The sequence below is a fragment of the Pseudomonas sp. AB6 genome, assembly GCF_034314105.1.
GTDB lineage: Bacteria > Pseudomonadota > Gammaproteobacteria > Pseudomonadales > Pseudomonadaceae > Aquipseudomonas.
This window is the reverse complement of record NZ_JAVIWJ010000001.1, coordinates 3,333,819-3,356,253: the sequence shown is the minus strand read 5'-3', so window position 1 is coordinate 3,356,253 and position 22,435 is coordinate 3,333,819. Positions and strand designations below refer to the sequence as shown.

The following is a 22,435-nucleotide window of genomic DNA, read 5'->3' as shown; positions in this document are numbered from 1 at the left end:
TTAGCGTATGGCCACTGAGCGGCCAACAGCCTCCGTTCAGTGTGGAGGCGGTAACATTTTGAGCGATCTATTGAAACGGTGCGGTTCAGCCCCATAACCTTAGATACGCCTGTCCCATTTTGGCCAGACGATGTTTTTTAACGGCAATCTAACGAGGTCGCCATGAACAGCGAAGAGCAAACCCTGATCGATGGTCTTTTCTCGAAATTGAGACAAGCCGAAGCGGATTCAGCCCCCCGTGACACCCAGGCTGAAGCACGGATCAAGGAACATCTGACTCAGCAGCCGGCTCTGCCGTACTACATGACGCAGACGATTCTGGTGCAAGAAGCCGCGATCAAGCAGCTCGATGCACAAAGCAAGCAGCTTGCCGAGCAAGTGGCTCAACTGCAAAACCAACTGCAGCAGACCCAAGCCCAGCTGCAACAGGCTCAGTCGGCGCCAGCGCCAAGCAGCGGTGGTTTCCTGTCGAGTATTTTCGGCAGCTCCCGTGATCCTGCGCCACAAGCCCAACAGTCGTCGTTCTCGCAGCCGCGGCCGGCATCGCCTCAGCAATCGTCTGGCGGCTGGCGTGAGTCCGGGCCTTCTCAGAGCCCGCCTCCGTACAACAACGCCCCGCAAGGCAACTACAACGGTCCGCCTCAGGGTCAATACCAGCCGCAAGCAGCGGCTGCCGCGCCGATTGGCAGCGGGTTTCTCGGTGGCGCATTGAAAACCGCCGCCGGCGTAGCGGGTGGTGTGATGCTGGCGGAAGGCATCAGTAGCATGTTCCATCACAACCAGCAGCCGCAGGAAATTGTTGAAGTCATTCAGGAGCCGAACCGCAGCAATGACAACAACTCCAATGGCGGCGACAACGGTTGGGGCAACGATAACCAGCGCGTGAGCGGTAACGACTCTTTTGGTAATAACGATCCAAACGGTGGGTTTGCCGACAATAGCTACGGCGACGACGGTGGTGGTTTTTCCGATGACGACGATTCCTACGTCTGATCCGGCTGTCTGATTGCTAAAGATCAGCTGCCCCCAGCTTGGGTAGCTGATCGCTTATTGACTTCCCTCAGCGCTTCAAAACCGTCCTCAAACTGGCATACTGAGCGCCGATTCAATTTCTGGGTCGCTGCTGCCAGCTCGCGCGCTTGCGCCATAGAGGATATCCGGTGAAAAGAATTGCTGTGTTCGCCGATGTACAGAACCTCTACTACACCGTACGCCAGGCCCATGGTTGCCATTTCAACTATGCCGCCCTGTGGGCCGATATCAGCCAGCGCGGGCAGATCGTCGAAGCCTATGCGTACGCCATCGACCGTGGCGACAGCAAGCAGCAGCAATTCCAGCAAATTTTGCGCAACCTTGGCTTCACGGTAAAACTCAAACCGTACATTCAGCGCAGCGATGGTTCGGCCAAGGGTGATTGGGATGTGGGCATCACTATCGACATCATGGACGTCGCGCCTCACGTCGATGAAGTGGTATTGGCTTCCGGTGATGGCGACTTTGATCTGCTGCTAGAGCGCATCATCAGCAAGCATGGGGTCGAGGCAATTGCCTATGGCGTGCCGGGGTTGACTGCCAATTCGCTGATTCGCGCCGCCAGCCGTTATGTGCCGATTGAAGGCGCGTTTCTTTTAAGAAGCTAAGCGTCTGAAAGCCGTTTTTTTGTTATTGGATTTCTGAAGGGTTGGGCCAGGTTTGGAACGTATTGCAGTCATCGACTTTGAAACCACCGGGATTTCCCCGAGCCACAGCTGTCGGGCGACTGAAATTGCGGTGGTCATCATGGAGCAAGGGCGCATTGTCGAGCGTTACCAAAGCCTGATGAATGCTGGTGTGCGTATTCCGGCGTTTATCGAAGCGCTGACCGGGATCAGCAATAGCATGCTGCGCACGGCGCCCCCTGCGACTGAGGTCATGCAGGAGGTGGCAGAATTCGTCGGCAGCACACCGTTGGTGGCGCACAACGCTTCGTTCGACCAGAAGTTCTGGGATTACGAGTTGTCGCGGATTCAGCGTAATCGCGAGCAGAGTTTTGCCTGCTCCATGCTGCTGGCGCGGCGCTTGATGCCAAGCGCGCCGAATCACAAGCTTGGCACCCTGACGACCTGGGCCAAACTGCCCCACACCGGCAAGGCTCACCGGGCCATGGCCGATGCCGAAATGGCCGCCAACTTGACCGTGCACTTGGCCAACGAATTGCGTCAGACCCACGGTATTTCCGGGGTTTCCCATCAGTTTTTGTGTACGCTGCAGAAAGTTCCGGCTGCAAAGATCAGCGAAGCCCTCAAACGCCAACGCGGGTTCTGAGCACAGGCTTATCGCTTTGCCATTCACGTCCAGATGGCCCAGCGGCATGCGCCTGCCTGCATCTTTCGAAAACACAGTTTATAAGCCAATGATCCGTGCTTTGAAAACTGTATGGCCTAGATAAACAGGTTTTGTTCCTTATATTTGATGTGTTGCTTTCATAAGATAAGTCACTCTAAAAAGGACTTAAAAGCACGCCATGCCGACTTCTCGCCGTTTTCCTCTGATTTTAATCGGAGCCTTCTTTGCCCTCTACGTGATTTGGGGATCGACCTATTTGGTGATCCGCATTGGTGTCGCGTCGTGGCCGCCGCTGATGCTGGCCGGGATTCGGTTCACGATCGCGGGCGGTCTGTTTTATGCCTTCCTGCGTTTTCGCGGCGCTCCTGCGCCTACGTGGAAGCAATGGCGAGCGGCGGGAGTGATCGGCTTTCTGCTGCTGGGCTGCGGCAACGGCGGTATTACACTGGCCGAGCACGCAGGCGTAGCGTCAGGCGTTGCGGCGCTGTCTGTTGCTGTGGTGCCGTTGTTCACACTCCTGTTTGGCTTGCTGTGGGGGCATCGCAACACGCGTTTGGAATGGGCGGGCATCTTTCTTGGATTGATCGGCATCGGCCTGCTCAACATGGGGTCTAACCTGCAATCCAGCCCTTATGGTGCCGCATTAGTGATCTTCGCGGCGGCCTCGTGGGCGTTCGGCTCGGTGTGGAGCAAAAGCCTGCCTTTGCCACCCGGCCCCATGGCCAGCGCGGCAGAAATGATTGTGGCCGGGGGCGCGTTATTGCTAGCCAGTGCCGTGCGCGGTGAGCGCCTGGAACAGATGCCGCCCGCTGCAGGCTGGGGCGCTTTGGCGTATCTGGTGGTGTTCGGTTCCATCGTCGCGTTCAGTGCTTACATGTACCTGCTGAAAAACGTCCGTCCGGCGGCCGCGACTAGTTATTGCTATGTCAATCCGGCGGTGGCGGTGCTGTTGGGTATGCTCTTTGCCGGTGAACATATCGGTATCGAAGAGTGTTTGGCCATGGCGGTGATCATTAGCGCTGTCGTGTTGATCGGCTTACCTCAGTGGCGCAAGCGATCGCAGCCACAGCCCGTGCCGCTGGAAACGGAACAGGAGCAGGCTGGATCGGTGCGGACAGGGTAAACTGCGCGCCTTGCGCTGAATTTCCTCTACGGTATCCCCATGACATTCGCCACTCTCGGCCTGATCGAACCCCTGTTGCGTGCCGTTACGGCCCTCGGCTACCAGACTCCGACGCCTGTTCAGGCTCAGGCGATTCCGCCGGTGCTGGCTGGCCGCGACTTGATGGCCGCCGCTCAAACCGGAACCGGCAAGACCGCCGGTTTCGCCTTGCCTTTGCTGCAGCGCTTGACGATGGAAGGCCCGAAAGTAGCCGCCAACTCGGTACGGGCGCTGGTGTTGGTGCCAACTCGCGAATTGGCCGAGCAGGTTCACGCAAACATTGAGCAGTACAACGAAAACCTGCCGCTGAAAACCTACGCGGCGTATGGCGGCGTCAGCATCAATCCGCAAATGATGAAGCTGCGCAGCGGCGTGGATGTATTGGTGGCCACACCGGGTCGTCTGCTTGATCTTTATCGGCAGAAAGCGCTGAAATTCAACCAACTGCAAATTCTGGTTCTGGATGAGGCCGACCGCATGCTCGACCTCGGTTTCTCCGAAGAGCTGCGCGACATCTATGCCGCGCTGCCGAAACGCCGCCAGACGCTGTTGTTTTCGGCGACCTTCTCTGATGCGATTCGTCAGTTGGCAGGTCAGATGCTCGACGACCCGCTGACCATTGAAGTCAGCCCGCGTAACGTCGCCGCCAGCTCAGTGAAGCAGTGGGTGGTGCCGGTCGACAAGAAACGTAAGACCGAGCTGTTTATTCATTTGCTGAAAAAGCAGCATTGGGGTCAGGTATTGGTGTTCGCCAAGACCCGCATTGGCGTTGATCAATTGGTCGAGCGTTTGCAAGGTCTCGGTATCAATGCCGACGGTATTCACGGCGACAAACCCCAAGCCACCCGCCAGCGTGCGCTGGACCGTTTCAAGGCCAGCGAGGTCAAGATTCTGGTGGCCACCGATGTCGCTGCTCGTGGTCTGGACATCGAAGACCTGCCAACGGTGGTCAACTTCGACCTGCCCATCGTGGCCGAAGATTACATCCACCGTATCGGCCGCACCGGTCGTGCCGGGCTTACCGGCGAAGCCATTTCGTTCGTTTGCGCCGATGAAGTTGAATTGCTTTCTGCCATCGAAACTCTGACTCGTCAGACGCTGGATCGCCACGAAGAGCAGGACTTTGAGCCGGAACATCGGGTGCCAGCCACTGACGCCAGCGGCCAGATCCTGAAAAAACCCAAGAAGCCGAAAAAACCCAAAGTACCGGGTGGCGCCAAGCGCAACCTGGGTAAATGGGTCGACAGCAACGAGAAGGCGGCCGACATCCCTGCAGTCAAAGCCGTGCGCAAAGTGCCCGTGTTCAACACCGGACCGCGCAAGAAAAAGCCTTAATTTCGCTGGTGACAGAGTAGCTGCCGAGAACCCCTACAAGCGCTTTAGCCAGCGGGCTATTCCCAGCCCGGCCGCTTGGCCGCTGGAGAAGCACGCGGTCAACAAGTAGCCACCGGTGGGTGCTTCCCAGTCGAGCATTTCGCCCGCGCAGAACACACCTGGCAAGTGTTTGAGCATCAGTTCTTGGGTCAGCGCCTCAAAAGGAACACCGCCTGCGGTGCTGATGGCTTCATCGAGGGGGCGCGGTTTAACCAGTTTCAGCGGCAGGGTTTTCAGTGTTTGGCTCAACAGCAGTGGGTCTGCAAAGACCTCAGCTGGCGCCAATTCGCGCAGCAAAGCCGCCTTCACGCCATCAATCCCTAGCTGGCCGTGCAAGTGTTTGGACATCGAACGCGAACCACGCGGTTTCGTCAGCGCGGCCTGGATGTTGTCGATGTTTTTTCCTGGCAGCAGGTCAATCTCCACGGTGGAAAATCCCTGCTGATTGATCTGCTCCCGAATCTGCGCTGACAGCGCGTAAATCAAGCTGCCCTCGACGCCCGTCGCGGTCACAACGCATTCGCCCAAGCGCGGTATTTGCCCGCGTAATCCGATAGCAATGTTCTTCAGCGGTGCGCCTGAAAATTTGCTGCGCAGTAACTCGCTCCATCCCGTCACTTCAAACCCGCAGTTGCTGGGTTGCAAAGCCTTCATAGCGATGCCTTGTTGTTCGAGCAAGGGCAACCATGCGCCATCGGAACCCAGACGCGCCCAACTAGCGCCGCCCAAGGCGAGGAGCAGCGCGTCCGGTTTGATCTTCTGCTCCTTCTCAGCATTGGCGATTCGCAGACTGCCATCGGCGTTCCAGCCCAGCCAGCGGTGGCGGGTGTGGATCACCACGCCCGCGTCGCGCAAGCGCTTGAGCCAGGCGCGCAAAAGCGGCGCGGCTTTCATGTCGGCGGGGAATACACGACCGGAGCTGCCAACAAAGGTCTCGATGCCCAACTGATGAATCCAGTCGCGCAACGTGTCAGCGCCAAAACTTTGCAGCAGTGGTGCAATAAATGGCGAACGTTCAGCGTATCGAGCGAGAAACGCCGGGTAAGGCTCTGAATGGGTTATGTTCATGCCGCCGACGCCTGCCAGCAGAAATTTTCTACCCACCGACGGCATAGCGTCGTACAGATCGACCTTGATTCCCGCTTGGCTCAAAACTTCAGCCGCCATCAGTCCAGCAGGGCCGCCACCGATGATCGCGACTGTAAGGGGGACTGCTGAATGGGTAGAGGTCATGGTGCACTGTGGATCAGCGAAGTAGCCGCGCATTCTACCCGAGGACGCCCACGCTTTTAAGCGCCTCGCAATGAACGATCCTGGGCGTCACCTGTGATTGACCTAAATCAGGCAACACTAGCTCCAATGTCATAAGGCCCTGCAAGAATTCGCTCCGTTATCACCGCCAATGTGGGCAGTTGCGCCGTCGTCATAGGCGCTATTTTACGTAATCGGCACGGTAGATGAGCGGCATGGACATTTTGTAGCTTATTCGAGGTCGAAGACCTGATGTTGCCTGCATTGTCGGAGATGAGGGCGGTTGAGCGAGAGAACAATACGGCGGGACTTGGGTGAGTCAGGGGGGGTAAGCCGATGGAGCCGATTTTCGAACTCAACAGCCCGCGACTGCTAATGCGTCGCTGGCGCGATGATGATTTGCCCGAATTCGCAGCGATGTGCGCCGATCCTCAGGTAATGCGCTATTTTCCGGAACCTATGAGCCGTCTGGAAAGCGCGGCGCTAATCGGTCGTGTGCGTGGCCATTTCGCGGAGTTGGGGTTTGGCCTATGGGCGCTTGAACGCAAGGATACCGGAGCGTTTATTGGTTTTACCGGATTGTGCGTGGTGGGGTTTGAAGCACATTTCACCCCTGCGGTGGAAATTGGCTGGCGCCTGGCGCGTGAACACTGGGGGTTGGGTTATGCCAGCGAAGCCGCTTGGACCGCGCTGGGATGCGGTTTTGATCGCCTTGGATTGGACGAAATCGTGTCGTTTACCGCCGAACTCAATCTGCCTTCACAAAAAGTCATGCAAGCCATTGGCATGCAGCGTAATTCAGCTGACGACTTTGATCACCCGACATTGGTTCGTGGCAATCCGTTGAAGCCCCACGTGCTCTACCGAATAACCCGGCAACAGTGGCTGCAAACGTTGCAAGGATGAATACGGTTCACGCTGACAATTTCTGTATCATTTGCGGCTTGACCCCGCAGTCTGGGATGAGCTCTGAGTTCACTGCCCGTTGCCGCTGATGGAACCGTTCGCCGCCGCCCTGAAGGCGCAGCATTGTTTTTGTGTGAGGAATTCCCAAATGAGCCAAGTGTTGGATGATCTGGTTGCGCTACTGACCCTGGAGCCGATTGAAGAAAACCTCTTTCGCGGGCGCAGCCAAGACCTTGGTTTTCGTCAATTGTTCGGCGGTCAAGTGCTGGGCCAATCGTTGTCGGCGGCGAGCCAGACAGTGGAAGACGAACGCCATGTGCATTCGCTGCATGGTTATTTTTTGCGCCCCGGCGACGTAGCGCTGCCGGTGGTGTATCAGGTGGATCGCGTGCGTGATGGCGGCAGTTTCAGCACCCGTCGGGTCACGGCGATTCAGAAGGGCCAACCTATATTTACGTGCAGCGCTTCTTTTCAGTACGACGAAAAGGGTTTCGAGCATCAAACTCAGATGCCGGACGTCGTCGGGCCTGAGAACTTGCCTTCCGAACTGGAGTTGACCCAGCAGCGCGCGCCCCTGATTTCTGAAAAGTTGCGTGAAAAACTGCTGTGCCCCAAACCTATCGAATTTCGACCGGTGACGGACATTGACCCCTATAACCCGGCCCCGACCGAAGCTGTGAAGTATGTCTGGTTCCGCGCTGACGGCAGCTTGCCCGACATACCTGCGCTGCATAAATACTTGATGGCATACGCCTCGGACTTCAACCTGCTGACGACTTCCCTGCAACCCCATGGCAAGTCGGTGTTTCAGAAAGACATGCAGATCGCCAGCCTCGATCATTCCCTATGGTTCCACGCAGACCTGCGTGCTGACGATTGGCTGCTGTACGCCATGGACAGCCCTTGGGCTGGCAATTCTCGCGGATTCAGTCGTGGCAGTGTTTACAATCGCGCCGGGCAGTTGGTGGCATCTGTATGTCAGGAAGGCTTGATTCGTCATCGCAAGGACTGGGCATGAGTCTTCAACAGGTTCGGCACTGGGTGTTCGATATGGACGGCACCCTGACCCTCGCCGTGCATGACTTTCTGGCAATCAAGCGTGCGCTGGACATTCCGCTGCAAGACGACATTCTCAGCCACCTTGCTGCCCTGCCGTCTGATGTGTCTGCCGCCAAGCATGCGTGGCTGCTGGAGCACGAGCGTGAATTGGCGCTGGCCTCGCAACCCGCGCCCGGCGCGGTAGCACTGGTGCGTGAGTTAGCGGCGCGCGGATACCGTCTTGGCATCCTCACTCGCAATGCCCGTGAATTGGCCCACGTAACGCTTGAGGCAATTGGCTTGGCCGACTGTTTTGCCGTTGACGACGTACTTGGCCGTGACGAAGCGCCACCGAAACCAGATCCCGGTGGACTGCTGAAGCTGGCACAAGGCTGGAATGTCGAACCGTCGAAGATGGTCATGGTCGGCGATTACCGCTTCGACCTCGACTGCGGCCGCGCGGCGGGCGCACAGACCGTATTGGTCAATCTGCCGGAAAACCCGTGGCCAGAATTAACCGATTGGTACGCGGTTGATTGCATCGCATTGCGTGGGATGTTGGCGATTTAACCGTGACTATCAAATGAGGCGATGTGTACGAGCCAACTTGTTGGCCTTGGCCCTGATGCGGTATGCGTGGCATCCCGCTTGGCCTACAAGTTGGTTCTTACAAAGGTTTGACCGATGGTCGCGTCTTGGTCCTCAGAGCTGTCTGAACAAGGCGGCCTGACCTTCGGGCGAGGTGAACATCAGGTCGCCGTCGTGGCCTACGCCTGGGACTTCAATCATTTGCTGCTTCAGTCCTTCGGGATGGCGCTTTTGCAGGTAGCTGAAGAAGTTGTGTCCGCGAATCAAACGCTGTGTGCCCTGAGCTTCAGCGGCGCAGGTTTTATCCAAGGCCGGGTGGTTGACATCGGTGTCCAGTTCCCCGAGCAGGTAGGTAACGTCACGGCTAACATAGGTGGCTTCGAGCTGCTCGGCGGTTTGTTTGCCAGCATACGGCGGTAGCTTGTTCATGCCGAACTTCCAGGTATCGAACCCGGGACATGTCGTCGCGTTTACCGGTTCAGGCCGCTGCGGGCTGAAATAAGCGTAGGACGAAGGGTTTGCGATGACATAACGCAACTTGATACCGACTTTTTCCAGTTCTACGCCGCCTTTGCCGACCATCGCATAACGTTGCACCACCTGAGCGCCGCCGGAGTGACCGGCAATCACGACTTCTTGCAAGTTCGGGAACAGTTTTCGGTCGCTGAGTTTCAGCAAGATTTCATCGATAACCGTAAACGAGCTCACTGGCGCAGGACCGGTGGCGGCGCTGCCGTCCATCCAGTCATCCTTGTGCCATCGTAGAATCACGTCCGGTAGGTGGTGACTGACAATATCTTTGTGGTCCAGAAACTGCGGTGCAATCAGCAGGGTTGAGCTACGCAGCCCGGAGCGATAGGACGCTTTCTCGGCGCTGCGCAAATACGTTTGAGCATTGCGCAACCGGCCGTGGATGATAATCACCGCCCGCCGCGTGCCGGGCTGCGGTTGTTTCCATTGTTTGCTCAGGCCGATGGTTGCCAAGCTGCCATTGATGGCCAGCCTTTCGGGGCTTAAGGCTCTCACCGCCTGATCCGCTGCGTTCGCCGTAAGGCTCAGAAGGGTGCTCAACAACAGGACCAATAACGGTTTTATCATGTGATTAAAGGCTCTTTGCGGAGAAGGTTTCGCACTGATTGATTTGTCCCTGGGCAAAACCGGACTTGAACCAGCGCACGCGCTGTGCCGAGATGTGTGAGTGAAAGAGTCGGGCACGACAGGCACTGACTCTGTTGTTGCCATCAGTCATCGCCATGGGCTGGCATTCAAGACTTCTTCAATATCACCCGGCTTCAACCAATTCAAACGCTTTTGTCTGTTTTAGGCCCAGAGACCTTCAAGACAGTCTAGTTGCAGATCCGAACGCACTAATAGCCGTTGCTGCCTCAATGCTACACCGCGTCGCCGCACGATTTGAATCTTCGCTGAAATTTCGAGCAATGTCTGCACATGAACGTCCTGCAGTGATAGGGCAATGAGGCAACAATCAGAGATTAAGTTCTGCGGACCAATAGCACGCCCGATTCCATATGCGGCGTATACGGAAACTGATCGAACAATGCACAGCGCTCAATGCGGTGGGTGTCGTGCAGCTGCGTAATGTTGGCGGCGAGGGTTTGCGGGTTGCAGGAGATGTACAAAATGCGTTCAAAACGGCGTGCCAGTTCACACGTGTCGGTGTCCATGCCCGCGCGGGGCGGGTCGACGAAAATGCTGCCGAACGCATAGCTTTTCAGGTCGATGCCCGCCAAACGCCGGAAAGGACGTACGTCGTTCAGAGCCTCCGTCAGCTCTTCAGCGGACAATCGCACCAACTTGACGTTCGTCACGCCGTTATCATCAAGATTACTCAATGCAGCTGCGACGGAGGTTTTGCTGATCTCGGTCGCCAATACATGACGGACCCGAGTCGCCAGCGGCAGAGTGAAATTTCCATTGCCGCAATACAGCTCAAGCAAATCGTCATCACGTTGCCCTAGGGCGTCGTAAGCCCAGCCGAGCATTTTCTGGTTAACCGCGCCGTTGGGTTGGGTGAACGAGCCTTCTGGCTGCTGATAGGTAAAAGTGCGACCGGCCACTTCCAACGTTTCGATCGCATAATCGCGACCGATCACAATGCGCTTGCCTTTCGATCGGCCAATCACGCTGACGTTAAGGTCGGCGGCGAGCGTCTCCGCTGCTACCTGCCAGACCTCATCCAGCGGGCGGTGATAGCACAGCGTAATGATCGCGTCGCCTGCCAGGGTGGTCAGAAAGTCCACCTGAAATAGCTTGAAGTTCAGCGTTGCGCTAGCCTCCCAGCGTTCGCGTAGCAAGGGCATCAAGTCGTTGATACGCTGGCTGGCGATGGGGAAATCGTCAATCAGAATCGGCGTGTGGTTGTTTCCCGGCGCGAACATCGCATAAAAGCGCTGCTGGTTTTCGCGCCACAGACGGAACTCCGCACGTAGCCGATAGTGCTCGTGCGGTGATTCGAACAATTGAGGCTCTGGCGCATCGAACGGCGCCAGTAGTTCACGCAAGCGCGTAGCTTTTTCTGCGAACTGATGGTTATAGCTCGCGGGGTCGAAAGAAACACTCATGCGTTAAACCAGCCCAACTTGATCACAAACAAAATCGAAAGCACTACCAGCGCCGAGTTCAGCTCACGCGCCCTGCCGGACAGCAACTTGATCGCAGTCCAAGAGATAAAGCCTAGAGCGATACCGTTAGCAATCGAGAAAGTAAACGGCATCGCCAGTGCGGTGATCGCCACTGGAGCGGCAACGGTGATGTCATCCCATTCGATTTCGGCCAGGCCGGACATCATCAATACCCCGACAAACATCAGCGCCGGGGCGGTGGCGTAAGCCGGAACGCTGCCGGCCAGCGGAGCGAAGAACAGCGCCAGCAGGAACAGAATCGCGACGACGATGGCGGTCAGACCGGTACGGCCCCCGGCACTGACGCCTGCGGCTGACTCGATGTAACTGGTGGTGGTCGAGGTGCCCAGCAGCGAACCGGCCATGGCAGCGGTGCTGTCAGCCACCAACGCGCGACCCATTTTCGGCATGTAGCCGTCTTTGCCCATCAAACCGGCGCGCTTGGCGACGCCGATCAGGGTGCCGGAGTTGTCGAACAAATCGACGAACAAGAACGAGAAAATCACGCTGAACAGACCGATGTCCAGCGCGCCCTTGATGTCCAGTTGCAGGAAGGTCGGGGCCAGCGAAGGCGGCATCGACATCACGCCACCAAACGGTGAGAAGTGGAATGCGATGGAAACAATGGTCACCGCCAGGATTCCGATCAACACCGCGCCTTTCACCCGCAGGGCTTCCAGCGCCACGATCAGGAAAAAGCCCAGCGTCGCGAAAATGGGTGCCGGTTTCGCGAGATCCCCCATGCCGACCATGGTTGCCGGGTTGGACACCACGATGTCGGCGTTGTGCAAGGCGATCAGTGCCAGGAACAAGCCGATGCCCGCCGCAATTGCCGAACGTAACGGCAGCGGGATGCTGTTGATGATCCATTCGCGAATCTTGAAGATCGACAGGATGAAAAACATCACTGCCGAGATAAACACCGCGCCCAGCGCCACTTGCCAGGTGTGGCCCATATGCAGGACCACGGTGTAGGTGAAGAAAGCGTTTAGGCCCATGCCCGGTGCAAGGGCGATCGGGTAGTTGGCAATAAAGCCCATGATGGCCGAGCCAATGGCTGCGGCGAGGCAGGTTGCGACGAAGACTGCGCCTTTGTCCATGCCGGTTTCGCCGAGGATGCTCGGGTTGACGAACAGGATGTAGGCCATGGCCAGGAAGGTGGTGACGCCCGCAAGAATTTCGGTACGCACATTCGTATTGTGTGCGTTGAGTTGGAACAGCCTTTCCAGCATGTCTAGCTCCCCATGACGCATCCTGCGCCGTAAATGAATCGACTAATGCAGCAAAGCACAGGCTGTTGAATGTGCCCGTACATTTTCTGCGTGTCGGAAAAAGCCGCGCATCATACCAGCCGCCCGAGTGGATGGCTGCCGGCAGATGTTCAGCGTAAAACATGCAGGAAGCCGGCCATGCGCACTATCGACACTTAATAGCGACCCGGTCACAAAAGCTGACTACTCTCACAGCACTACCACAAAGGAGTTTTAGATGACTCAACGTGCCTTGATAGTCGTCGCGGACGGCATTGATGACCTGCAGAGCGTGAACGTGATTGACGTATTGCGCCGTGCCGAAGTTGAAGTGGTTGTCGCCAGTATCGAGTCGCGGCGGATGCTGACCGCCGCACGCGGAACGCGTATAACCGCCGATGCCATGTTAGTCGATGTCTTGGCGCAACCCTTTGATTTGATAGTCCTGCCCGGCGGTATGCCTGGCGCTGAGCACCTGGCTGCTTATCAGCCGCTAGCCCAACGACTGGTCGAACAGATGAAAGCCGGTTTTTTGTTTGCTGCTATCGGTGAAGCGCCTGCGGTTGCGTTGCAAGGCTACGGAGTGCTTAAACAAAGACGTATGACTTGCCACCCCGACGTGAGCAGTCGGCTATCGGGTTGTGTGTTTATTGACCAGCCGGTGGTGGTAGATGGTAATTGCATCACCGCCCAGGGTTCTACGGTGGCGCTGGAGTTTGCTTTGGTGCTGGTTGAACTTCTCTGCGGGAAGGGAAGGCGGGCGGCGGTTTTGAAAATGCTGGGTTGATACGTAGTTCGCTTTCCCTTTCGTTGGCAAGCCAACTCCTACAAATACCCACTTCTGATTCTGACACCCATCACTCCAGCCTGAACGTTGCCAATCTCACGAAGTCGTAAAACCAAGACGCGGACAAACTGCGCTGCAGCTACCCATCGTGAGGTTCCCATGAGCGTGACACCCCAAACGGATTTCGCTGGCCACGCGATCCGTCTGATTCTCAATGGCCAAATACGACAGCTTGATGTGCAACCTTGGACTACGTTGCTTGACTTGCTGCGCGACCGCTTGGACCTGGTCGGCACCAAAAAGGGTTGTGACCATGGTCAATGTGGTGCGTGTACGGTGTTGCGCGATGGCAAACGCATTAATGCGTGCCTGACGCTGGCAATCATGTGCGATGGCGCCGAGCTGACCACCATCGAGGGGCTAGCCCAAGGCGATACATTGCATCCGATGCAGCGAGCCTTCATCAAACACGATGCGTTTCAGTGCGGTTATTGCACGCCTGGGCAAATCTGCTCCGCTGTAGGGCTGGCCAATGAAGGTCGCGCTCACAGCTCGGCCGAGATTCAGGAAATGATGAGCGGCAATCTGTGCCGGTGTGGTGCATACAGCAACATTCTTGCAGCTGTCGAAGAAGCCTTGCCGCAGTTGCGCCCGCAGCAGCCCATCGTCCCGCACAGAGGGGCTGACGAATGAATCCGTTTAACTACAGCAAGCCGCTCGACGTGGCTCAAGCGATCAATTTGGCAGGTCCGGCCACGCGATTTATTGCGGGCGGTACCAACCTGCTGGACTTGATGAAAGAAAACGTCTCACGCCCGGAGCATTTGATCGATATAACTGGGTTGCCCCTGCGGGAAGTCCATGACATCCCTGGCGGCGGCCTATTGATTGGCGCACTGGTAAGTAATGCCGATCTGGCGTGGCACCCGCAGATTGAGCAGCGCTATCCCTTGCTCTCTCAAGCGCTGCTCGCCGGGGCATCGCCGCAGTTACGCAACATGGCCACTACCGGTGGCAATTTGTTACAACGCACCCGCTGTTACTATTTTTATGACGCAACGGTGCCTTGCAACAAGCGCGAGCCGGGCAGCGGTTGCTCCGCAAGAAAGGGCTTAAACCGCATTCACGCGATCCTGGGTGCCAGCGACGAATGCGTTGCCACTCATCCGTCAGACATGTGTGTAGCACTAACGGCGCTGGAAGCGGTTGTGCATGTACAAGGCCGGGATGGCGAGCGCACCTTGGATTTTGCCGACTTCCACCGGCTGCCAGGCGACACGCCCGAGCGCGACAACCAGTTGGCCGGTGATGAATTGATTACTGCTGTCGAGCTTCCCGCTGAAAGCTTCGCTGCCCACAGTAGTTATTTGAAAATTCGAGACCGAGCCTCTTACGCCTTTGCGTTGGTGTCTGTTGCAGCGGCGCTGGAGATGGACGGCGACGTGATTCTCGATGCACGGGTGGCGTTAGGCGGTGTGGCGCATAAACCGTGGCGCGATCAAGAGGCCGAGGCGTTGGTGATTGGTGAAACCGCGACGGCAGAGCATTTCACTGCACTCGCCGACGCCCTGCTAAAGCATGCGCAGCCGCTGGAACATAACGGATTCAAAATTGAATTGGCACGCCGCGCAATCATTCGTGCCCTTGAAAATGCCGCTGCAGGAGGGCACGCCTGATGAACACTACTTCGTCCCCAATGGATCAAGCGCTGGACCGCGTCGATGGCGTATTGAAAGTCACGGGCCAAGCGCGTTATGCAGGTGAGTATTCAGAAGTCGGCCTGCTACACGGCAGCGTGGTATCAAGCACCATCGCAAAAGGTCGGGTGTTGAACATTGACGCCTCGGCAGCGCTGGAGGTCCCGGGCGTGGTGAAGGTGCTTGACCATCGCAATCGACCCAAGCTCGCCAGTTACGACAAAGATTATGACGATGCTGACGCCGCCGAGGGTGCTCCGTTTCGCCCGCTATATAACGACCGTGTCCTTTATAGCGGTCAGCCATTAGCGTTGGTGATCGCCGATACCTTGGAACTGGCGCGCTATGCGGGTTCATTGATTCGCATCGAATACGCCCGCGAACCGCACGAAACTGATTTGTTGGCCGCGCAAGATGAGGCATACACCGCGCCCGCCGAAACGCCCAAACCACGCGGCAGTTTCAAGGCAGAGCTGGCCGGTGCAGCACTCAGCGTCGATGTTCACTACAGCACGCCGAACGAGTACCACAACCCAATGGAGCCCCACGCCTCGACGGTGCTTTACCAAGCTGATGGCAGCTTGCAGATTCACGACAAAACCCAAGGCCTGCAAAACTGCCAGAGCTACGTGCAAAAAGTCTTTGGGCTGGAAAAGGACAAGGTACGGATTTTGGCGGCGTTTGTCGGAGGCGCCTTTGGCTCGGGGTTGCGCCCGCAATATCAGCTGCCGTTGGCGGTGATGGCGGCGTTGGAGCTCAAGCGTTCAGTGCGCGTGACCCTGACTCGCCAGCAGATGTTTACGTTCGGCTATCGCCCGCGCACTTTGCAGCGCCTGCGTCTGGGCGCTGCTGCCAATGGCCGGTTGGTAGCGGTGGGACACGATGCAATCGGCCAGACCTCGCGGTTCGAAGATTTCACCGAGCACGTTGTGGAATGGAGCGGCATGCTCTACGCCTGCGACAACGTTGAGTTGACCTACAAGCTGGCACCACTGGACGTCTACACCCCGCTGGATATGCGTGCCCCTGGTGCTGCGTTAGGCGTCAACGGCCTTGAATGCGCCATGGACGAGCTGGCATGCGCCCTGGCTATCGACCCGGTGCAGTTGCGCCTGGTCAACTTCGCCGAGCGCAACGGCAACGAAGACAAACCCTATTCCAGTAAAGAACTGCGAGCCTGTTATGCCCAGGGCGCGGAGCGCTTCGGTTGGGACCAGCGCAATCCTGAACCCCGCAGCATGCGCAATGGTCGGCAACTGATCGGTTGGGGAATGGCCGGCGGCGTCTGGGAGTCACTGCAAATGAAGGCCAGTGCCAAGGCGCAGATTGACGCTGACGGCAGATTGACCGTTAGCAGCGCAACCACTGACATCGGTACTGGCACCTACACCGTCATGACTCAAATCGCGGCGGCCAGCGCCGGGGTGGCGCTGGAAAACGTTACGTTTGTACTAGGTGATTCATCGCTGCCCACGGCGCCTCTGCAAGGTGGCTCATTCACCGTCTCATCAGTAGGCACGGCGGTGCAGCAAGCGTGTGAGTCACTTCGAGAAAAACTGTTGGAAGCGGCTCGCAGGGTAAACCCGGCGTTAGATTCGGTTGCTGCTGATCAGGTGACGGTAGCCGAAGGCTATCTTCACTGGGGTGAGCATCGGCTTTCATTGGCGCAAGTCGTGTGCAGCCTTCCTGGACAACAGCTGGAGGTTCAGGTCGACGCCAAACCTGACGAAAACAAGCGCGAACCCTATGCCACTGCGACGCATTCGGCAGTGTTCGTCGAGGTGCAGGTAGATGAAGATTTGGGCACGGTGCATGTCAGTCGAGTGGTCAGTGCCATTGCGGCTGGGCGGGTAATCAATCTGAAGCTGGCGCGTAGTCAGATTCTCGGCGGTGTAGTCTGGGGCATCGGCATGGCATTGCACGAGGAAGCGCAGACCGACCACACCCTGGGGCGAACCATGAACCACAGCCTGGCTGAATATCACATTCCAGTGAACGCGGATATTGGTCAGATCGAGGTGATATTCGTTGAGGAAAATGACGACATTGTAAATGCGCTAGGTTCCAAAGGGGTCGGTGAAATCGGGATCTGTGGCGTAGCCGCCGCAGTTGCGAACGCCATCTACCATGCCACGGGCAAGCGGATTCGCGACTTCCCGATTACCTTGGATAAGCTTATGTAGGCACCCTTTGCAGGAGAGAAGTTGTTCGCGAGGCGGCATGTTCAGGCCGCCGCCTCGACCCCTTCACTAACCAGTGGGTTTTTGCAGCGCTTGTGTGTTGCTTAATGTCGCTAGGGTGCAAATGCAGGTCGCATAGAGGCGTTTTGTTCCCCGGGCTGCTGGGTAATTTGGTCCATCACGGCGACGTTCGATCGCCGCGCTGCACATAAAAAAATCAGCCAGCCCGAGGGAGCATGCATGAAAAAATTTATCCGTCATATCAGTTGTGGTGTGTTGATATTGAGCAGTACGGCGTTGATGGCGGCCGAGCCTGCGGCTTGCCAAAATGTGCGCATGGGCGTGGTCAACTGGACGGATGTAATTGCCACGAGTGCGGTGGCTGAAGTGTTGCTCCAGAACATGGGGTATCAGGTCAAACAGACCAGTGCGGCGCAGCAAATTGTATTTGGTGGGATGCGGGACGGGCGACTGGACGTGTTCCTTGGCTACTGGAAACCGGCCATGGATAAAAATATCGCACCGTTTATCGCGGCCAATCAGGTGAAGGTGCTTGAAAAACCTAGCATGAGTGATGCACAAGCGACCCTTGCTGTGCCTGACTACGTAGCTGCTGGCGGCCTCAAAACCTTCGCCGATATCGCAAAATTCAAAGACAAGCTCGGGGGTAAGATTTACGGCATCGAGCCGGGCACCGGGGCCAACTCAACCATCAAAGCCATGATCGATAGCAACCAGTTCGGCCTCGGAGGTTTCCAGCTGGTCGAGTCGGGTGAAGCCGGAATGCTTGCTGCCGTATCGCGGGCGATCAAGCGCAATGAATGGGTCGTGTTCGTCGGCTGGACCCCGCATCCCATGAACATCAACATGAAAATTGCTTACTTGAGTGGCAGTGAAGATGTGTTCGGTCCGAACGAAGGTGCCGCTACCGTATCGGTCGTTACGGCACCGGATTACGCTCAGCGGTGCCCTAACGTCAGCCGCTTGCTGAGTAATCTTACGTTCAACGCTGCACAGGAAAGCCAGTTAATGGTGCCGATCATGGACCGCAAGGCGCCAAACGACGTGGCCAAGCAATGGTTGCGTGATCATCCGGAAGACGTGCAACGCTGGTTGGCCGGTGTCACTACTTTCGATGGCAAGGACGCAGCCAAAAACCTGCAGCTTAGCCTTAGCCAATAACGCTAACACCTTCGCATTGCCCGTCCCCACCCTGCTGTTGGGCGGGGCTGGAGTCCGCATGATCTCTTCTTATGTTTTGTCTGCCGCGATGGCCGAATTTGTCGCGCAGACCCTCAGTTTTACCGCCACAACCCCCGACATCGACGGCATGCGTGAAGCCTATTCGCGCATGTGCCGTGCCTTTACTCCTGAACGACCAGCGGGTCTGAATGTTACTGATTTTTGCCTCGCCGAAGTGCCCGTGCGTTGTTATCAACCTTGGGGGGCAGCGCCTGCAAATGGCTGGGCATGCGTGGTGTATCTGCACGGGGGCGGCTGGGTAGTGGGCGACCTTCAATCCCACGATTTTTTGACCAGCGCATTGGCGTCAGATTTGGGCGCAGTAGTTATCGCGGTGGATTACCGTTTGGCTCCGGAGTTTCCATTCCCGGCGGCGTTCGATGATTGTTTGGCAGTCTGGCGAGCCATTCAGCAACAGGCCAGCAGCTTGGGCGTAGACGTTCAGAGGCTGGCTATTGCCGGGGACAGCGCAGGCGGTAACCTGGCAGCGGCGCTCTGTTTAGCGTTGCGTGATAGCGGTGAACCTCAGCCCAAAGGGCAAGCATTGCTGTATCCGGGGTTGGGCGGGGCGTCGGACCTACCGTCACGTACCGAGTGTGCGGATGCGCCGCTGCTGAGCAATAACGATCTGGAATGTTATCGAGCGCTGTACTTGACCCATCGTCATCAGGAAAAACTGCCCTACGCGATGCCGTTGATGGCCAGCGATTTCAGCGGATTGGCCCCGGCATTCATAGCTTCGGCTCAATACGATCCGTTGCGGGACGATGGCGTTTGCTATCACCAAGCACTCAAGGATGCGCAGGTGTCGAGTGAGTTTTATCTGGGCACAGGCTTGGTCCATGGCTGCTTACGCGCCAAAGGCAAAGCTGCAGAGGTAGACACGTTATATGAAGAGCTTTTGGTCGCCCTAAGAAAGTTTTTGGCCTAAGACATTCCCAAAAGCACTCCCCGAAACTCAAAAAAACCTAAACGGCCTCTTTCTCCTGCTCCACCACGATGTCCCGCATCCGATCACGCTTGGCCAATGTCGGGAACAATTTGATCCACGTCCCGGTGACCACTAGCGTACCGAGTCCGCCCAATACAACGGCGGGCACAGTGCCGAACCAGTGTGCGGTGAGGCCTGATTCAAATTCGCCCAACTGGTTGGATGCGCCAATGAACAAGCCATTCACTGCGCTGACCCGGCCGCGCATTTCGTCGGGGGTTTCCAGCTGAACGAACGAGGCGCGAATCACCATGCTGATCATGTCCGCCGCGCCGAGTACTGCCAGCACCGCCAAGGAAAACCAGAACGACGTCGACAAGCCGAAGGCGATGGTAGCCACGCCGAACACGCCCACCGCAGTGAACATCACTCGACCCACGTTTCGGTCTACCGAGAATCGCGCCAGCCAGAATGACATCAGCAAAGCACCCACCGCTGGCGCCGAACGCAGCAGGCCAAGGCCCCACGGTCCGGTCAGCAGAATGTCTTTGGCAAATACCGGCAGTAGCGCGGTGGCACCGCCCAGCAGCACCGCGAACAAATCCAGAGAAATAGCGCCGAGGATGTCCGGGCGGCTGCGGATAAAACGAATGCCTGCCAGCAATGAATCCAGTGTCGCCTTGCCCGTATTCATCGGTGTTTGACGCGCCGGTAGGTTGAGCATCAGTAAGCAGGCAATGATGTACAGCGCCACAGTCGGTCCGTAGACCCAAGAACTGCCGAAGGCGTACAAAAAACCGCCGAGGGCGGGCGCAACAATGGTCGCCGATTGTTGAGCCGACTGCGCAGCGGCCACCGCTCGCGGGAACAGCGTATTGGGCACAATGGAGGGCAGGAGCGCTTGGGTCGTTGGCATTTCAAACGAACGGGCTGCTCCGAGCAAAAACGACAGAATGAAGATTATTGCCGGGGTGATGGTGCTGGTGCTGCTGCCGACGAACAGCGCCAGTGCGATCAACGCTTGAGCCGCCTGACACATCGATGCAACCTTGCGTCGGTCATAACGGTCTGCCACATGCCCGGTGTGCAGCATGAAAATAACCCGTGGAATGAACTGAACCAGGCCCACAAGCCCCAGATCCAGTACGTTGTCGGTCAATTGATAAATATTCCAGCCGATGGCGACGCTGAGCATCTGAAAGCCGCTGGCGGTGAAAATCCGTGCAAACCAAAACGCCAAAAACGGACGATGTTGACGCAATAACTTCGGTTCTTGGTTAGGCATTGGTAACGCGGCCTCGACGGTGAACGGCGAGACTAGCATGTGTTCTGTAACATTTGTTTGCGGCGGTTAAGGTTGTCGTACCTCTTGTAACAGAGTGAGACAACTCGCCACGCGACAATCAACCGCACAGTTCATGCCTCAAATAGGTCTACTCTTTGATCCATGGTTGATCTGGATCAAGGTGCCATGCGGTGCTATAGACCTGATCTACTGAAATCCCCGCGTTGCGAAATGATTACAGAACAATGCCAACACCCAGCACTCCTATCCTTGGGGGCAGCTGGTGATGACTTCGGTCTGTCGTCACAATCACCTGATTAGAGGAAGACCTATGTTCGGTTTGGAGGCAATTGATCTCGCCCGAATTCAGTTCGCATTCACCATTTCGTTTCACATCCTGTTTCCTGCCATCACCATCGGTCTGGCAAGTTATCTGGCGGTACTCGAAGGCCTGTGGCTGAAAACCAAAAACGATGTATACCGGGATCTGTACCACTTCTGGTCGAAGGTTTTTGCGGTCAACTTTGGTATGGGTGTGGTCTCCGGGCTTGTGATGGCCTATCAGTTCGGTACCAACTGGAGCCGGTTCTCCGACTTCGCCGGTGCCGTCACTGGTCCGCTGCTGACCTATGAGGTGTTGACTGCGTTCTTCTTGGAAGCCGGTTTCCTTGGGGTAATGTTATTCGGGTGGAACAAGGTCGGCCGTAAGTTACACTTTTTTTCCACCGTTATGGTAGCTGTCGGCACCCTGATTTCGACATTCTGGATTTTGGCTTCCAACAGCTGGATGCAAACACCCCAAGGTTTTGAAATAGTCGACGGCCGAGTTATTCCGGTGGATTGGCTGGCTGTAATTTTCAACCCCTCCTTTCCTTACCGCCTAGCGCACATGGCTACCGCAGCATTTGTCGCCACCGCTTTTTTTGTCGGTTCCTCAGCCGCTTGGCACTTGCTGCGTGGTCGTGATACGCCGCAAATCCGCACAATGCTCTCGATGGCCATGTGGATGGCGCTATTGGTTGCGCCGATACAGGCGGTAATCGGAGACTTCCACGGCCTTAATACATTGAAGTATCAACCCGCCAAAATTGCCGCAATCGAAGGTCACTGGGAAAACGACGGCGACAAACCGACCCCGTTGATCCTGTTCGGTCTGCCGGACATGAAAGCCGAGAAAACCAAATACGCTGTAGAAATTCCCTATTTGGGCAGCTTGATTCTGACCCACACGTTGACCGAGCAAGTGCCCGCTTTGAAGAGTTTCAAACCTGAAGATCGGCCTAATTCGACTATTGTTTTCTGGTCGTTCAGGGTCATGGTGGGTTTGGGTTTCCTGATGATTTTCACGGGTCTCTGGAGTCTCTGGCTGCGGATGCGGGGCAAGCTCTACCAGTCCCGGGCGTTCTTGTACATGGCATTGTGGATGGGGCCATCAGGGCTGATTGCAATGTTGGCCGGTTGGTTTACCACTGAAATCGGGCGTCAGCCTTGGGTCGTTTACGGCTTGCTGCGTACCGCAGATGCGTCTTCTGGGCATAGCTTCGGGCAGATGAGCCTGACGCTGGGTCTATTCGTGGTGGTCTATTTCACGCTATTCGGTGTGGGTTTGGGTTACATGATGCGTCTGGTGCGCAAAGGTCCGATCAACAACGAAGGCAAGGAACTGAAACACGGCGGTCCTGGCCAGAAACGCACGCCTTCGCGCCCACTCTCCGCTGCCCTTGAAGGCTCCGAAGACGGCGACGCACCCGACAGCCTGAGCAAGGGGAACTGAGTC

Annotated in this window: 20 protein-coding genes and 1 pseudogene; 15 read left to right on the top strand and 6 right to left on the bottom strand. The window is 56.9% G+C overall.

Features of this window, described 5'->3' with window-relative positions:
* The first annotated feature begins 162 nt into the window (after positions 1-162).
* From RGW60_RS15850 to RGW60_RS15830, 5 genes are all read left to right on the top strand, one after another.
* Entirely contained in the window at positions 163-993 is an 831-nt protein-coding gene (locus tag RGW60_RS15850; protein WP_322205485.1) for a DUF2076 domain-containing protein, read from the top strand.
* Between the two features lie 167 nt (positions 994-1,160).
* A complete protein-coding gene (locus tag RGW60_RS15845) occupies positions 1,161-1,640 on the top strand; it encodes an NYN domain-containing protein (protein WP_322205484.1) in 480 nt (159 codons plus the stop codon).
* 52 nt (positions 1,641-1,692) lie between these two features.
* The gene (locus tag RGW60_RS15840; RefSeq protein ID WP_322205483.1) at positions 1,693-2,304 is read left to right on the top strand and encodes a 3'-5' exonuclease; all 612 of its coding nucleotides are present in this window, start codon (positions 1,693-1,695) and stop codon (positions 2,302-2,304) included.
* A 199-nt stretch (positions 2,305-2,503) separates the two neighbouring features.
* Positions 2,504-3,448, top strand: a complete 945-nt coding sequence (gene yedA, locus RGW60_RS15835) for a drug/metabolite exporter YedA (protein ID WP_322205482.1) — start codon at positions 2,504-2,506, stop codon at positions 3,446-3,448.
* A 39-nt stretch (positions 3,449-3,487) separates the two neighbouring features.
* Positions 3,488-4,822, top strand: coding sequence for a DEAD/DEAH box helicase (locus RGW60_RS15830; protein ID WP_322205481.1), 1,335 nt, complete (start codon positions 3,488-3,490; stop codon positions 4,820-4,822).
* Between the two features lie 33 nt (positions 4,823-4,855).
* Here the strand turns inward: RGW60_RS15830 and RGW60_RS15825 are convergent, their stop codons facing one another.
* Positions 4,856-6,094 carry a TIGR03862 family flavoprotein gene (locus RGW60_RS15825; protein WP_322205480.1) on the bottom strand — a complete coding sequence of 413 codons (1,239 nt, stop codon included), beginning with the start codon at positions 6,092-6,094 and terminating at the stop codon, positions 4,856-4,858.
* Positions 6,095-6,448: 354 nt separating this feature from the next.
* Between RGW60_RS15825 and RGW60_RS15820 the strand changes: the two genes are divergently transcribed.
* The 3 genes from RGW60_RS15820 (at position 6,449) to RGW60_RS15810 (ending at position 8,626) form a co-directional block, all read left to right on the top strand.
* On the top strand, positions 6,449-7,018 hold the full coding sequence (locus tag RGW60_RS15820) for a GNAT family N-acetyltransferase (RefSeq protein ID WP_322205479.1): 570 nt from the start codon (positions 6,449-6,451) through the stop codon (positions 7,016-7,018).
* A 148-nt stretch (positions 7,019-7,166) separates the two neighbouring features.
* Positions 7,167-8,036 (top strand): acyl-CoA thioesterase II, encoded by an 870-nt coding sequence (gene tesB, locus RGW60_RS15815; RefSeq protein WP_322205478.1) that lies wholly within the window; start codon positions 7,167-7,169, stop codon positions 8,034-8,036.
* Positions 8,033-8,626, top strand: a complete 594-nt coding sequence (locus RGW60_RS15810; RefSeq protein ID WP_322205476.1) for an HAD family hydrolase — start codon at positions 8,033-8,035, stop codon at positions 8,624-8,626. The genes tesB and RGW60_RS15810 overlap by 4 nt, the downstream gene beginning before the upstream one ends.
* A gap of 132 nt (positions 8,627-8,758) precedes the next feature.
* On the opposite strand, the gene RGW60_RS15805 is transcribed toward RGW60_RS15810, so the two are convergent.
* The 4 genes and pseudogenes from RGW60_RS15805 to RGW60_RS15790 form a co-directional block, all read right to left on the bottom strand.
* Positions 8,759-9,742, bottom strand: coding sequence for an alpha/beta hydrolase (locus tag RGW60_RS15805; RefSeq protein WP_322205475.1), 984 nt, complete (start codon positions 9,740-9,742; stop codon positions 8,759-8,761).
* Positions 9,743-9,746: 4 nt separating this feature from the next.
* Positions 9,747-10,096 (bottom strand): annotated as a pseudogene (locus tag RGW60_RS15800) (neutral zinc metallopeptidase); the annotation flags it as partial.
* A 41-nt stretch (positions 10,097-10,137) separates the two neighbouring features.
* The gene (gene trmA, locus RGW60_RS15795) at positions 10,138-11,226 is read right to left on the bottom strand and encodes a tRNA (uridine(54)-C5)-methyltransferase TrmA (RefSeq protein ID WP_322205474.1); all 1,089 of its coding nucleotides are present in this window, start codon (positions 11,224-11,226) and stop codon (positions 10,138-10,140) included.
* On the bottom strand, positions 11,223-12,518 hold the full coding sequence (locus RGW60_RS15790) for an NCS2 family permease (protein ID WP_322205473.1): 1,296 nt from the start codon (positions 12,516-12,518) through the stop codon (positions 11,223-11,225). The genes trmA and RGW60_RS15790 overlap by 4 nt, the downstream gene beginning before the upstream one ends.
* Positions 12,519-12,774: 256 nt before the next feature.
* Between RGW60_RS15790 and RGW60_RS15785 the strand changes: the two genes are divergently transcribed.
* The 6 genes from RGW60_RS15785 to RGW60_RS15760 all read left to right on the top strand — a co-directional run bounded on the left by RGW60_RS15785 (position 12,775) and on the right by RGW60_RS15760 (position 19,373).
* Positions 12,775-13,323 carry a DJ-1 family glyoxalase III gene (locus tag RGW60_RS15785; protein WP_322205472.1) on the top strand — a complete coding sequence of 183 codons (549 nt, stop codon included), beginning with the start codon at positions 12,775-12,777 and terminating at the stop codon, positions 13,321-13,323.
* 159 nt (positions 13,324-13,482) lie between these two features.
* Entirely contained in the window at positions 13,483-14,016 is a 534-nt protein-coding gene (locus RGW60_RS15780; protein WP_322205471.1) for a (2Fe-2S)-binding protein, read from the top strand.
* The gene (locus RGW60_RS15775) at positions 14,013-14,999 is read left to right on the top strand and encodes a xanthine dehydrogenase family protein subunit M (protein WP_322205470.1); all 987 of its coding nucleotides are present in this window, start codon (positions 14,013-14,015) and stop codon (positions 14,997-14,999) included. Before RGW60_RS15780 ends, RGW60_RS15775 begins: the two co-directional genes overlap by 4 nt.
* Positions 14,999-17,203, top strand: a complete 2,205-nt coding sequence (locus RGW60_RS15770; protein WP_322205469.1) for a xanthine dehydrogenase family protein molybdopterin-binding subunit — start codon at positions 14,999-15,001, stop codon at positions 17,201-17,203. The genes RGW60_RS15775 and RGW60_RS15770 overlap by 1 nt, the downstream gene beginning before the upstream one ends.
* Positions 17,204-17,440: 237 nt before the next feature.
* Complete coding sequence (locus tag RGW60_RS15765) at positions 17,441-18,382, top strand: choline ABC transporter substrate-binding protein (protein ID WP_322205468.1); 942 nt, start codon at positions 17,441-17,443, stop codon at positions 18,380-18,382.
* Between the two features lie 61 nt (positions 18,383-18,443).
* The gene (locus tag RGW60_RS15760) at positions 18,444-19,373 is read left to right on the top strand and encodes an alpha/beta hydrolase (protein WP_322206944.1); all 930 of its coding nucleotides are present in this window, start codon (positions 18,444-18,446) and stop codon (positions 19,371-19,373) included.
* A gap of 37 nt (positions 19,374-19,410) precedes the next feature.
* On the opposite strand, the gene RGW60_RS15755 is transcribed toward RGW60_RS15760, so the two are convergent.
* Positions 19,411-20,658: an MFS transporter gene (locus RGW60_RS15755; RefSeq protein ID WP_322205467.1), complete on the bottom strand. Its 1,248-nt coding sequence runs from the start codon at positions 20,656-20,658 to the stop codon at positions 19,411-19,413.
* A 331-nt stretch (positions 20,659-20,989) separates the two neighbouring features.
* Here RGW60_RS15755 and RGW60_RS15750 point away from each other — a divergent pair, with 331 nt between their 5' ends.
* The gene (locus RGW60_RS15750) at positions 20,990-22,432 is read left to right on the top strand and encodes a cytochrome ubiquinol oxidase subunit I (protein ID WP_322205466.1); all 1,443 of its coding nucleotides are present in this window, start codon (positions 20,990-20,992) and stop codon (positions 22,430-22,432) included.
* The last annotated feature ends 3 nt before the right edge of the window (positions 22,433-22,435 follow it).